Annotated in this window: 12 protein-coding genes; 6 read left to right on the forward strand and 6 right to left on the reverse strand. The window is 35.2% G+C overall.

The window, feature by feature from the left end; translation table 11 throughout:
* On the forward strand, window positions 1-822 hold the full coding sequence (locus tag ABC374_RS28320; RefSeq protein ID WP_413020645.1) for a Hachiman antiphage defense system protein HamA: 822 nt from the start codon (window positions 1-3) through the stop codon (window positions 820-822).
* Window positions 812-3,943 carry a DEAD/DEAH box helicase gene (locus ABC374_RS28325; RefSeq protein ID WP_413020646.1) on the forward strand — a complete coding sequence of 1,044 codons (3,132 nt, stop codon included), beginning with the start codon at window positions 812-814 and terminating at the stop codon, window positions 3,941-3,943. The genes ABC374_RS28320 and ABC374_RS28325 overlap by 11 nt, the downstream gene beginning before the upstream one ends.
* 594 nt (window positions 3,944-4,537) lie before the next feature.
* Here the strand turns inward: ABC374_RS28325 and ABC374_RS28330 are convergent.
* A complete protein-coding gene (locus tag ABC374_RS28330; RefSeq protein ID WP_413020647.1) occupies window positions 4,538-5,197 on the reverse strand; it encodes a hypothetical protein in 660 nt (219 codons plus the stop codon).
* A gap of 246 nt (window positions 5,198-5,443) precedes the next feature.
* Between ABC374_RS28330 and ABC374_RS28335 the strand changes: the two genes are divergently transcribed.
* Window positions 5,444-6,262: a TIGR02391 family protein gene (locus ABC374_RS28335; protein WP_413020649.1), complete on the forward strand. Its 819-nt coding sequence runs from the start codon at window positions 5,444-5,446 to the stop codon at window positions 6,260-6,262.
* A gap of 394 nt (window positions 6,263-6,656) precedes the next feature.
* Window positions 6,657-7,109: a restriction endonuclease gene (locus tag ABC374_RS28340; RefSeq protein ID WP_413020650.1), complete on the forward strand. Its 453-nt coding sequence runs from the start codon at window positions 6,657-6,659 to the stop codon at window positions 7,107-7,109.
* Between the two features lie 610 nt (window positions 7,110-7,719).
* Here ABC374_RS28340 and ABC374_RS28345 read toward each other — a convergent pair.
* Genes ABC374_RS28345 through ABC374_RS28355 form a run of 3 tightly spaced genes read right to left on the reverse strand, consistent with a single transcriptional unit; the run spans window position 7,720 to window position 9,895 of the window.
* The gene (locus ABC374_RS28345) at window positions 7,720-8,391 is read right to left on the reverse strand and encodes a replication-relaxation family protein (protein ID WP_413020652.1); all 672 of its coding nucleotides are present in this window, start codon (window positions 8,389-8,391) and stop codon (window positions 7,720-7,722) included.
* Window positions 8,391-9,551: an FtsK/SpoIIIE domain-containing protein gene (locus tag ABC374_RS28350; protein WP_413020653.1), complete on the reverse strand. Its 1,161-nt coding sequence runs from the start codon at window positions 9,549-9,551 to the stop codon at window positions 8,391-8,393. Before ABC374_RS28350 ends, ABC374_RS28345 begins: the two co-directional genes overlap by 1 nt.
* An 8-nt stretch (window positions 9,552-9,559) precedes the next feature.
* Window positions 9,560-9,895: a hypothetical protein gene (locus ABC374_RS28355; protein WP_413020655.1), complete on the reverse strand. Its 336-nt coding sequence runs from the start codon at window positions 9,893-9,895 to the stop codon at window positions 9,560-9,562.
* Window positions 9,896-10,368: 473 nt separating this feature from the next.
* Between ABC374_RS28355 and ABC374_RS28360 the strand changes: the two genes are divergently transcribed.
* Window positions 10,369-10,593, forward strand: a complete 225-nt coding sequence (locus ABC374_RS28360) for a helix-turn-helix domain-containing protein (RefSeq protein WP_413020656.1) — start codon at window positions 10,369-10,371, stop codon at window positions 10,591-10,593.
* 73 nt (window positions 10,594-10,666) lie between these two features.
* Here the strand turns inward: ABC374_RS28360 and ABC374_RS28365 are convergent, their stop codons facing one another.
* Together ABC374_RS28365 and ABC374_RS28370 are read right to left on the reverse strand one after the other, a co-directional pair.
* A complete protein-coding gene (locus ABC374_RS28365; protein WP_413020657.1) occupies window positions 10,667-10,840 on the reverse strand; it encodes a YolD-like family protein in 174 nt (57 codons plus the stop codon).
* Window positions 10,788-11,000, reverse strand: a complete 213-nt coding sequence (locus ABC374_RS28370) for a YolD-like family protein (RefSeq protein ID WP_413020735.1) — start codon at window positions 10,998-11,000, stop codon at window positions 10,788-10,790. Before ABC374_RS28370 ends, ABC374_RS28365 begins: the two co-directional genes overlap by 53 nt.
* 789 nt (window positions 11,001-11,789) lie before the next feature.
* Between ABC374_RS28370 and ABC374_RS28375 the strand changes: the two genes are divergently transcribed.
* Window positions 11,790-12,635: an ArdC family protein gene (locus ABC374_RS28375; RefSeq protein WP_413020658.1), complete on the forward strand. Its 846-nt coding sequence runs from the start codon at window positions 11,790-11,792 to the stop codon at window positions 12,633-12,635.
* The last annotated feature ends 36 nt before the right edge of the window (window positions 12,636-12,671 follow it).

Raw genomic sequence — 12,671 nt, forward strand, 5'->3', positions numbered from 1 at the left:
ATGATATCAACTATACCAGAACACATTAGATGGTTTGCAAATACGGGTAAAAGTATTACAACCTCTAAAGGTGAAAATATCGAAGTTTTGGAATTTAAACATGAAAGTGATGAAGAAGTTTTATCTTTTTGGGCAAAACACTTTCGACAACACTATTGTTTAGATGATGAAATTGATTTCTTTAGGCAAGGTTATGGTTACTCAAAAACTGAATATCTAAATAAAATTAAATTTCCTGACCCCTCTCGTGCTCCAGGTCCGAGTACACGAGCTGGGGATTTTAGTGAGATATTAGTAGCTGATTATCTTGAGTTTATCCTTAATTACTGGGTACCCCGTACTCGGTACGGCTCAAAAACAGTTAGTAATGAATCAACTAAAGGTTGCGATACCCTAGCTTTTAAAATTATTAGAGACGGAGAAGATACACCAGAGGATACACTAGCAATCTTTGAAGCCAAAGCGCAATTCTCTGGTAAAAAGACTAATCCGAGACTTCAAGATGCTGTTAATGATTCAGTCAAGGATCAAACTAGAAAAGCTGAATCTCTCAATGCAATTAAGCAACAACTATTTTATAAGAAAAAGCTTCAAGAGGCTAACAGTATCGACAGGTTTCAGAATCCGATTGATCGTCCATACAATGAAATTTCCGGAGCTGTTGCTTTATTTTCTTCAAACCTAGTTGATCCTACTGCAATTTCCAAAACATCAACTAACAATCATCCAAATCATAACAATCTGAAACTAGTAGTTATTCATGGTAAAGATATGATGAATCTTGTTCATGAGTTGTATAGGAGAGCCGCAGATGAAGCCTGAGAGACAATCCATACAACTGTTAGGTGCTACTCGATCAAAAGCAAAGATGAATGAATACAATGTTGAAGAAGAATATTATATAAATCTTACTAAAGATCCATCAACTCTCTTTACATTAGCAATAGGATTGCTAGGTGATATATCTGCTCAGTTAAATTCAGAGAATACAAATGAGCAACATGTGAAGGAATTACGTGATAACCTTCAATTTTCCGCGCATTTTTTCGATGCATATTTACAAGCTAATCTTAGAACTGATTTGGATACATACCTTTTACTATTAGGATCAGCTTCTTATTATTTATGCGACTTACCAGGAAGCGCCTTTGTTCTAGTAAATCGTGTTAATAAAGATAATCTTAACTTAGAGTGCTCCAATTTAGATATTCTACTAGTTTGGCTTCTTAATGGAGATTTCTCAACGTATTTAGAGGCAATGGAAGGAACATATAACAGTGAAATGCAAGAAATTTCAAAATTGCTAAGTAATTTTTATGATTTAGGTAGTGATGAGCAGGAGATTCATCAAGTTATTTCTCTTCTTAGGAATAAAGCTTACCAGTATGGTACTCCAAGAGAATTACTTTTTGCTGATGTAATTAGCGCAGTAGTAAAAAAAAGAATAGAAAATTCTAGCCGGAAATGTTTACCTAGTTATTCTGGTCTTGATGTTGAAGAATGGGAAGCTATCTTAAAGAATAAGAGTTTTATACAAGAGTTCTGGCCTGCTCAACATCTACTAGGGATAAATGGTGTTTTTAGAGGGGAATCAGCTGTGGTCCAGTTGCCGACCAGCGCAGGAAAGACTAAAGCAACAGAAGTAATAATACGTAGTGCCTTTCTATCAAATCGAACATCTTTAGCTGTAATTGTAGCCCCTTTTAAAGCTTTATGTCATGAAATTAGCGACAGTCTTAATAAGTCTTTTCAAAATGATTCTATAAATATAGATGAGTTGTCTGATATACTTCAAATTGATTTCGAACTCGCGTCAATACTTAGTGATGAACTAATCCTGGTTGTTACCCCAGAAAAGCTCATTTACATGCTCCGTCATTTTCCAGAGTTGGCTAAAAGAATAGGGCTATTAATTTATGATGAGGGTCATCAGTTTGATAGTGGAACACGTGGAATTAATTATGAATTACTTCTTACATCATTAAAAGGTATGGTCCCAGAAAGTGTACAAAAAGTATTAATATCAGCTGTAATAAGTAATGCTGAAGTTGTAGGCTCTTGGCTTAATGGAGAAGAAAGTAAAGTAATTTCAGGAATTAATCTTTCTCCTACTTATCGTACTGTAGCATTTACAAGTTGGCTTGATCGTCTTGGGAGGCTTGAATTTGTAAATAAAGAAAATCCTGAAGAGGGTGAGTTTTTTGTACCAAGAATAATTGAACAGCAACAACTGCGGCTAAAAGGACGGGAAAAAAATGAACGAATCTTTCCCGAAAAAAACGACGGTAATACTGTTTCGTTATTTTTAGGGTTAAAGCTTATTTCAAATGGAAGTGTAGCCATATTTTGTGGGAAGAAAAACAGTGCATCTAGTCTTTGTGAAAAAGTTGTTGATGCTTATGATCGGGGATTAGCCTTAAAAAAACCCTATGAATTTTCAGAAAAAAGTGAAATAAAGAAACTGCATTTTCTGTATAAGTGTCATCTTGGTTCAGAGGAAGCAGTTACTAAAAGTGCAGAACTAGGGGTTTTAACACATCATGGAAATATACCTTCTGGTATTCGTCTTGCTGTTGAACATTCAATGAAAGAAGGTTTGACGAAATTTGTTATATGTACATCAACGTTAGCGCAAGGAGTTAATCTTCCAATCAGATACCTTATTGTAACAAGCCTTTATCAAGGAACTGAAAGAATAAAAGTTCGTGATTTTCATAATTTAATCGGGCGTGTCGGTCGGTCTGGTATGCATACAGAGGGTAGTATTCTTTTTGCAGATCCTGGTATTTATGATAAACGAAACAGTAGAAGAGACAAGTGGCGTTGGCAGCAAGTAAAGGACTTATTAGATCCTGATAACTCAGAGCCTATTGGAAGCTCACTGTTAAGAATATTTGACCCCCTATTTAGCGATGATAAAAAGTATGAATATGAAATTGATTACCTGAAGTTCTTTAAAGCTTATTTAGAGGACCCTGATAAAGTTTTCAAAGGCTTGGAAAGACTTGCGAAATTATATGCTGTTGAAGGATTCACAACGGATGGACTGACTCGACAGGTTATATCTAAGATAGACGCTATCTCATCAATTGAAAGTTATTTGATGGCCAACTGGGAAGATACCACTCAAGAAATAGATGAAATTAATATAAGCGCACTTGCTAAAGAAACGCTCGCTTATTCTCTGGCTAATGAACAGTTAAAAGAACAGATTGTCGCCCTGTTTAAATTACTTGCTCAGAACATTTCTGTGAATATCCCCCAAAGTTCAAAAAAGAACCTGTTTGGAAAGATGCTGTACGGAGTAAAAACAGCTATGGAGATTGAAAAATGGTCTACAATGCATTTAGAAGAGCTTAGGAGCTGTAATACCATTGAAGAACTATTAAATGTTCTATGGCCACTCTTATCCACGAATATTAAAAATAGTATTTTTAATAAATGTGAAAAACCAGAAATCTTAAAGGATATAGCTTTAGGATGGATTAATGGCAAATCGTACGTTGAGTTATTTAACATTCTTAAAGAAAAGGATATTAGAATCAGAAGTAAAAAGCAGAGGAGAAAGTTTAAAATAGAGCATGTTGTGGAAATTTGCGACAATGCATTTTCATACGAAGGTATGCTTCTTATCGGTGCCGTAGCAGAATTAACTGATTCCATAACAGGCAATCAAACTGAAGATATTATAGGTGACCTTAGGATATTACAAAAACGGTTAAAATATGGTTTACCTAATTCAATAAGTATTATGTTTTATGAATTAGGATTCGCTGATCGTGTAATTTCTTTAGATTTATGTTTAGTTTTAAAAAATCAAGATCTTCCAAAAAGTAAGAGAATCCTAATAAAAATGATTAAAAAAGAGCATAAGGAATTTCGTGAAAATCTTTCACAATATCCAGTATATTTTACTTCTGTTTTAGATAATACCTTGAATTAAAGATTATTATAATTAAAATTATTTTAATAGTTGTTCTAGTTTTAATTACATTGATTTTTAGTTTGCATAATACCACCTATCGGAAGTCATGCACCTTCAGAAACCTCATAGGAACAACGTTTTTTGACTTCCGATTTTTATCAAATATACATGATTTTATACATCGTTGTTTCTACAAGGTTTGTTGCATATATTTTCTCGATATTTCCTGAATTAATTGCATAAAAGTATTTACCTGTAGCTGGTTTATGTATTGCATATATCAGACTAAAAGTTGAATATCTATATTCGAAAATAAACCATTAGTGTATATAAATAGTTTTTTAACATATCCCGTCCGCCTCCGTGTAAGAAAAAACATGCTGAAGAAGAGAGGACCAAGTTGACCTCTGCTCAACATCACTGGGACCTAATCAAACTTTTGGCGTGAAAATGACATTACTGGTCGTCCCATATGATGTTTTTATTATGATTCCGTAGGGGATCAAAAGTTGATTAAAACGCAATGCTGATATATCTGGTGCGGTTGTGATGAAGGTCCGAACGAATCGTTCCCACCTTGAACATAAAAAAACACCGTCGAAAGGATGCAATTTAGTATTTTGTAATTTTATCACTCAAGTATTCTTTTATATCTTCATCGGAATTAATAAACCTAAGAAAGTTTGCTCCGTAAGGACTTAACCTTACATTTTCGAGCGTGTTTTCTAATCTTGGTCCTGAAAATCCACCGTATCTCCCCATGATATCTATAAGATATAAATTAGACAATTTAGAGTCGATACTCCTAATATAAATTTCATATTCACTACCTATATAATACCATTCGTCAGGTGTGTCTAATTCAGCAAAATAGTTTAGCCTTTTTAAATCCCCATATCTTAAACTATTTAATGTGTCTATATAATTATAAAGCATGCTTTCATAATCGTTTTCATCAATAAAAACATTGCGATACCCATTTAAAAGATAAGTAATTTTAGCGTCTTCATGTTCTTCAATTAGACTTGTTAAAACAAGAGGCGATAATTTTTCATCAATAAATGCTTTTGAGAACTTGCTTATTCCAATATAATAACTAATATCCTTTAATACAGGTTCATGTTCATTTATTCTCCTAACCAGCCTGTTAAACTTTCTAGTTCTTTCAATATTGTAAAGTGCTGAACCGAAAGGTATTAAATCCGATGCAATTTCAAAAGTGTTTGCTAAATTAAGACCTATATTGGTGGAAATATCTTTAAAAAAATTCAATTTGGCACTCTCCTTTTTCTTTTACTTATTTCGCCAAAATAGGACAATTACCTCTTGAGCAAATAAAAAACACCGTAACATTAATACGGTGTTAATTATCATTTTTTATATCTTTAATTGCTTCAACTCTCAATTCTGCTCGTTCCTTCAAACCTAGACAGAATAAAGAGAAAGTCAGTTATAATAGAGGGTGACAGTATTTCAGTATGGTATGAAATTAAATGGTTTTAGAGAGGAACTTTGTAAATGAGACCTATTGATAATCAATGTGTTGAGACTATTTCAAAATACTTAGGTGAAATAGTAACTGGTAGTGTTATAACTAAAATTTTTGCAAAATACAATTGGGTCGACCATGATACGAGTTATGGCGAAAAATTAATTAGCACAAAATGGAAAAGAATATATACTTCTCTTATTGAAGAAATGAACAAAGCTAAATCTCCTAAACCCTTTTTTACAATGATTGAAGAAATAATGGACCCACTAAATTTCATTAATGAACAAGAAAATTGGGATCAAAATAGAAATAATATTAATTTCTCGCTAAGCTTTTATGGCTACGAATTAACAGATGGAGGGAAAATTAAGTCTGTAAAAGCAGCTAAGACATTTTCTGAAGCTGTAAGCCGTTCTAAAAATCTGCTTGAAAAACTTGAGAATCATAATATCCACCATGATGTTTTGAAATATTGTTCTCCAGAGTTACTTGATGAAAACTACTTTCACGCAATTTTCGAAGCTAGTAAAGGCGTATTTCATAAAATAAGGAGTTTAACATTATCCTCAAAGGACGGGAATACCCTTGTAAACGAAGCGTTTGTTATAAAAAATCCAGCACTGATTATTCAGGAAAATCGATTAAATACAAGTGATGAAATTAGTGAGTACAATGGATTAAAGTCACTTTTAAATGCAATCTGCTATTTGTATCGGAATCCACAAGCGCACTCACCTAAGCTATATAATCCCTCAAGTGAAAGTGATGCTATAGCAGCGTTCATTATGATGTCTTTAGCTCACAAACAACTGGACAGATGCATATGCGTACGGCAACTTCTTTAAAATATAAATAGGGTAGCTGTAGAGGATACAGTAGCTTCTTTAAGCTCATTAAAATGATATATGAAGATGTGGGTTCTACCGTCAGTCTTCTACCCTTAGGACTTCTTTTGGTTCTGACTGACTTCAGGTCTGCCTATGGTTTTGCTTACATAGTTTTACGAAGCCTTGTTGGAAAGCGTGAAGAAATGGGTAGAAATCGACAAAGGTAACTGAAGGTATTGATGTGACTTAGCAAAATTTAAAACTAACCTTACGGAAGTATCTATATATGTTGTATGATTATGGAAATTAGGAAATTCGACAAGATTAAAGGCCATGCAGGAATTTGGAATAATAAAATACCCTTTTTATAAATAATCAAACTTGATTTTAATTTTACAGCTAGGTGGTGTTTTTGTTGCTGATTTCCTCCGATGTATGCTTGTATATGGATGGAAGATATTTTGAGGAATTTGTTGCTGAAATATATAATTTAAAAGGATATAGTTATGAATTAACTAATAATACCGGTGACCAAGGTTTGGATATAATTCTTTATAAAGATGACGAAAAAGTTGGAGTTCAATGCAAAAGGTTTACAGGTAAGGTTGGTAACAAAGCCGTACAAGAAGCGTTTGCAGGTAAATATTTTTACGAATGCGATAAAGCAGTAGTTGTTACTCCATCGACCTTCACAAAAAGTGCTAGAGATCTTGCATCAAAACTACAGGTTACCTTGGTAGATAAAAATGAACTTGACAGCATCCTTTCGAACTTACAAGAATATTTATTAAATAATTTTTTTAAACATGAAAAGATTACTGAAATTCTTATCAATTCTTCCATTGACATATCAATGGCCACATAGATTATTCAATAAAAATACTGTCTCACTTAAAGACATATTTATATTTTATAAAAGAGTCGTTGGCTGTATTACTTTATAATAATCTTGGTTTAAGTCACAGCTGGAAAAATGAAAAAGAAATAGCTATTAACATATATTTAGAAGGGATTAAAACATTACAGAATTTGAGCCACGAGGATAAAATTTCTTTGTTTAACAACTGTTTAGTATCCTATCGAGATATCAATTCAAAAGAAGAAGCGTTCGTATTACTTAACAGTATTCACTTTGATGAATTATCTCCCTCTAACATAGAATTGCTAAAAACAAGGGAACAGGAAATCCTATCGTTAAAAAGTTAATATATTATCTTCAATGAGTATTTTCAAATACAAATATTTTGATATAGTTATAAATGAAAAGTATCCTATGCCACTTGAAGCCTAAGTGGGTTTTTGATAATTAAATGGTATAAACTCGTATAAAGACCAGTGACTGGCAATGAGGGGTCAGAGCCCCGCCAATAGGATGTTCTATCCTGGTTATTATAATCAAAGACACATTACATAAGGTCAATTATAAAAAAACGGCCTATAATTAGGAAGGAGCCCTATTTCAGGACTCCATTTTTTCATCCGATATTTATCTGAATTCCCTCATCTTCGGAGGGTTTTTTTTTATTTCTTGAAATTTCTCGAGTTTTAGAGGCAAAGGTTAAAAACCGTTTTATATCCTGTACTTGAAAGAATTGGACAGCAGAATGCCGAGGTAATTGATATCTGGTGTCTGTGATCAGAATTATTTTAGGAAAGATCCTTTTATCTATGGGTTGCCAAGTTTCTTGCTGCCATTCATTACTCATGTAGTAAGAGACATAGCGCATGAATTTTTCATTCATAACTTTTTCGGAATAGACAGAACGTTGTATTTCCACAAAGAACGGTGCACGCTTCCAGATCATGAAGGCATCTGGTTCCATATAGCCTTTTCCGTATTTGGGCTCGACTGTAAATGCTGTTGGTTCCTCGAATTTGAGGAGAGATTTATAAAATTCAACGATTTTAAGGAAATGCAGAATTTTGGCAGAATCTTTTTTTATGGAAGCTGGTGAAGGAAAGTAGATGTATGGTTGCTGGGATGTATTGACTTCAACGTGGCCGTCTCTTCGTAACCTCTTCAGAACCGTATTGCAGCATGTAACTGGGTGTTTCAATTCGGCAAAGTGAAGGTCCATAATGTCATTTCGAGTCATACAGCGAAACCGATCTAAGTCGGCTAGTATGGCTAAATCTCGTTTTCTCATTAATCCAACACCTCGAATATCGCTTCTATTATTTCTGAATGATCAGAACGTATAGAAGGATCTTTAAATGACTTTTTAGTAATCGGGGACTTATGACTCTCCAAAATTATTTTCGCTTCGTCTAAATCCAAGTATGGGGCTTGAATTTCCTTCAATCCGTCTTGACCTTGCAACTTTAACAACATTCTTCCGTTCTCCTTTAGTTTTTCGCTTCCTGGTGTACCGATGATCCTCGCATTAATCAAATCAGCACACTTGAAACCCATTCGAACGGTTAAATTATTTTTTAACGCACCCTCTAAAACATTTCGATCAGGTCGGAGAACGGACAATATTAAAAAGATTCCTAAAGCCCTTCCAATGGAACTGATTTCTTCAACCAAATTCCATATTTTCTTTTCTTTTTTCAATAGAGCAAATTCATCAATACAAAGAACAATATAAGGAGGCGGGTCTGGAAGATCGTCAATATGAGCTAATACATGTGCATCCAGTAAGTCGCCTCGTCTAATTGTTTCCTCACGTAAATAATTAAGCATCGGGACCATTTCGGCTGGCTGTACAAAAACGCCTTCAACGTGATTTATCCCACGAAATATCGGGAATTCTGAGCGTTTTAAATCACACAAGAACAGCTTCAGACGGTCCGGTGATTTATATTGAATCAATGAGCTTAAAATGGAACGCAATTGAGTAGATTTCCCCGATCCTGTTTCTCCAGCAATCAATAAGTGAGGGTGATCTACCATGTCATAAACCACATTTAACCCATTCATATCAACTCCGCATACAATGGGCAATTTTGCGTTCTTCGCCTGTTCCTTGAAGCGTTCTGCATCGTAACGGATAAGATTTGGGATAGGAGCTGTAAAAACCGTTAAAATAAATTTCTTGGTGTCTCCTTTGATTTCTATTCGTTCCCCAAACGCTTGTTTGAAGCAGTATTCCTTTTTCTTAATTTCCTTCGGATCCATCCCAGTTGGAAGGGTAAAAACATACGTGAGCGTTTTTTTCTTGTAGTTAAAAGAAACGTTTTGGATTTTCGGATAGGTAAATCCGTTATTGGATTGGCCGTATGAATACTGGATTCTTATTTCACCATTTCGGAACACTTTCATTAGTTCAGCCTTGGCACGTTGCTTTGCTAACCACATTTTCATATGCTCACCTACCTGAAGAAGAATGATAATTGATTTACAAGAAACCAAATAGCTGATAGTCCGACAATCGGAAAGGAGATACGTAGAAAAGCAGAGATAAAAGCAGCCATTCCAACGTTATCGGAGTCAGCCAGACCTTTTTCGATTAAAGCGACCAAGAGAATGCCGGCAGCCATTGCAATAAATAACGGATCAATCATTGCAGATGGATTCAAGGGTATAAAGGCTAAAACCGGTATTGGTTTAATCGATAGTGAACCTTTTTTTCTGTGTTCTTTCTTCATGAATGTCTTAAAATCAATGGTTTCAACTTTCCTCGATACAAAAGGCGAATTGATGAACATTCCGAACCCTCCTTATTTTCACTTTCCAGCTTTGATGGTTCAGAATAAATAGCCCACTTATATACCATTTTGAAAGGGGCTGATTTCCATTCGGACCCTCGGAAGAACACGTGTCTTTTACGCTCTCTTTTTTTTATTTTTTTAATCATTTCATGTATAAAGAATGGGCAAATTGGGCATCGGTCGCCTTTCCTTCGTCTTTCGGCTTACGGCTCTCTCTAAACACTTTTTGTTTTCTTGTTATATCAACCTTTATTGGTTCATTACCTTGGTAAGCTTACCTTGATAGATACTTTGGTAATTACTTTGGCCGGAAGTTGCTAACTACCAAATTAGGTACCTTGATAAAGCCTATGGAGACTGCTTGTACATATTTCACACTTCTTTTGCAAAAATCACATAAATGTGAATAAAGACCAAAATATCAGTCAAGACTGGTGAACATACAATTAACCGGGAGGCTGATCCATCATATGTTTGGGTTAGGAAAGAAAAGGTCTAAGTTCGGGAGGTTTCTTGATCAGAATGCGATTACTCAACAGGAGATCAGTAAAGTCAGTGGGGTAAATCGAAATAGTATAAGCAGGATCACACAATCAGATGAAAATAAACCGTCTATGAAGAACGCCTCAAAGCTTATAAAGGCATTAAAAAAAGCAGGTTATAACGTGGATTATGATGATTTCTGGAGTATGTAAAAAAGATCCTTCGGGTTATTCATTAAAAACTTGCAGGCTTGAGCCTGCATTACTTTCTTCAGGAAAGAGGTCTTCATTTGGTAACTACATTAATGATTTGAAAGAAATTGATCGTTATTAACGAATCTAATTCATCTTGGATCTGAATCTTTTTATTAAGGGGAACAATTTTATTTACAAATCCTATTCTTGTATTAAAAAATCCACCTTTCCATGTAGTGATTTCTAAAAATGTTTTGTTGGCCAAAGCTTTCCGATAAAAGCTTGGCCTTGTCTTCTATTTGTGTTTCGTCTAGTTGAGGTCTAGGAGTTTTATAATAATCCTGCTCAGCATCTTTTAACATTTTTATATGCTCCGGCATAAAAAAGCCTTGCCATTTGATATTTTTCCCTCGATCTCTAATCATACAAAAAATTACCCCTTTCGAACCATTTGCTATCCTTATTATACAAACGTTTGTTCTGTTTATTCGAGTTTTGTTTAACAATCCATTTTTAGATCTGTTTTCAATCCTTTTGTTTTTACCAACGAGCAAGCCTTAAGGCTGTGTTTTTCCTTCAGGAATAAGGGCTTTTCATGCTTTTAGATCAAGAGCTTTCAAAACATACTTCAGGCGGCGGCACTACAGACTGATCAGAAAGGAAGAACGTCTTTCTGTCATTCTGTACGTGTCGCTTCGGCATTAAAGGGCCCGATAACCACGGTCTGTACGGCTTACACCTACATTCCGTAGGTTCCTGTTCCATTTACGGCAAGCCGCCATACCGAACGAGCCGAAAACCGGAAGATCAAGACCTTTAAGATCAAGAGAGTAAAAGAATAAAGAACAAAGGAGAGTAGCCATCCGGCTACTTTTATTAATTATTTTTCCCTTTCGCCCTCCGAATCGTAAAACAGCGCAAGCCTTCTAACCTTCCAGCCGGTAGGACACCCGAACCTTTCCGGCTAGAAGCTAAGAAGGCTAGTCAATCGATCAAGGGGCAAAAAACTTTTTTGACTACGAACGCTATGCAACATCAAAAAACTTTTTGTGCGAAGAGCACCCTTGACCGATTGCCTATGCGTGTTTTTCGTTCTACTTGCAAAAGGGGAAAAATAATCCCCCTTTGGGGAACTGAATCGCTTCGGAAACCAAAAGGGAAAAACATAAAACCCAACAACAAAACCCCTTAAAAAATCAAAGGAGGAAAAGAAAATGGCTAAAAGCGTTTATGAAATCATTACAGAAAAAATCATTGAAAAATTAGAAAGTGGAGTCATCCCGTGGCGTAAGCCCTGGTCAAATTCAAACGCGGTCAATTGGAAAACACAAAAGCCATATAGAGGAATCAATCATTTTCTCGTTGAACCCGGTGAATATGCGTCTAAAAAGCAGATTTTAGAAGCCGGTGGGCGAATCAAAAAAGAGGAAATGAAACATTCCCATATGATCGTATATTGGCTTTGGAAAGAAAAAGAGGACAAAGAAACAAAGGAAAAAAAGACATTTGGAAAACCTTTCTATTATAGAGTTTGGGAAATTAATACACAATGTACCGGATTAAAGAGAAAAAAAAGCCATGAAACATTTGAACATGACCCCATTGAAAAAGCAGAAGAGGTTTTTAAAGGGTATTTCCATGCACCCGATTACACCTTTCATTCAGGAAAAGCGGTCTATTATCCAACGTGGGATAAAATCAATTGTCCCCCGATGAAAGATTTTAAGGTTCCGGAAGAATACTACTGCACTTTGTTTCACGAACTTATTCACAGTACCGGACATCAAAGTCGTTTAGCGCGTCCAGGCATCACGCGTGATGCCGTAGCGTTTGGGGATGAAGTGTATTCGAAAGAAGAATTAGTCGCTGAAATGGGCGCGGCCATGTTGTGTGGCGTGGCAGGAATTGATAACAGCACGATCGAAAATAGCGCAAGTTATATTGATTCATGGTTAAGAGCTTTAAAAGAGGACAGCCGTTTAGTTATACAAGCCTCAGCGCAAGCACAAAAAGCATCCGATTATATTTTAGGAGAAACAAAGGATCAGCCGACAAACTGAAAATCGTTGGCAAAAGTAACCTATAAAATCACAAGC

Source organism: Peribacillus phoenicis (assembly GCF_047238085.1).
GTDB lineage: Bacteria > Bacillota > Bacilli > Bacillales > DSM-1321 > Peribacillus.

Bases quoted from the DNA above. Each gene is read 5' to 3' on its own strand.
- ABC374_RS28320 (WP_413020645.1), top strand. From the start codon at position 1: ATGATATCAACTATACCAGAACACATTAGATGGTTTGCAAATACGGGT.
- ABC374_RS28325 (WP_413020646.1), top strand. From the start codon at position 812: ATGAAGCCTGAGAGACAATCCATACAACTGTTAGGTGCTACTCGATCA.
- ABC374_RS28335 (WP_413020649.1), top strand. From the start codon at position 5,444: ATGAGACCTATTGATAATCAATGTGTTGAGACTATTTCAAAATACTTA.
- ABC374_RS28345 (WP_413020652.1), bottom strand. From the start codon at position 8,391: ATGAGAAAACGAGATTTAGCCATACTAGCCGACTTAGATCGGTTTCGC.
- ABC374_RS28350 (WP_413020653.1), bottom strand. From the start codon at position 9,551: ATGAAAATGTGGTTAGCAAAGCAACGTGCCAAGGCTGAACTAATGAAA.
- ABC374_RS28355 (WP_413020655.1), bottom strand. From the start codon at position 9,895: ATGTTCATCAATTCGCCTTTTGTATCGAGGAAAGTTGAAACCATTGAT.
- ABC374_RS28360 (WP_413020656.1), top strand. From the start codon at position 10,369: ATGTTTGGGTTAGGAAAGAAAAGGTCTAAGTTCGGGAGGTTTCTTGAT.
- ABC374_RS28370 (WP_413020735.1), bottom strand. From the start codon at position 11,000: ATGATTAGAGATCGAGGGAAAAATATCAAATGGCAAGGCTTTTTTATG.
- ABC374_RS28375 (WP_413020658.1), top strand. From the start codon at position 11,790: ATGGCTAAAAGCGTTTATGAAATCATTACAGAAAAAATCATTGAAAAA.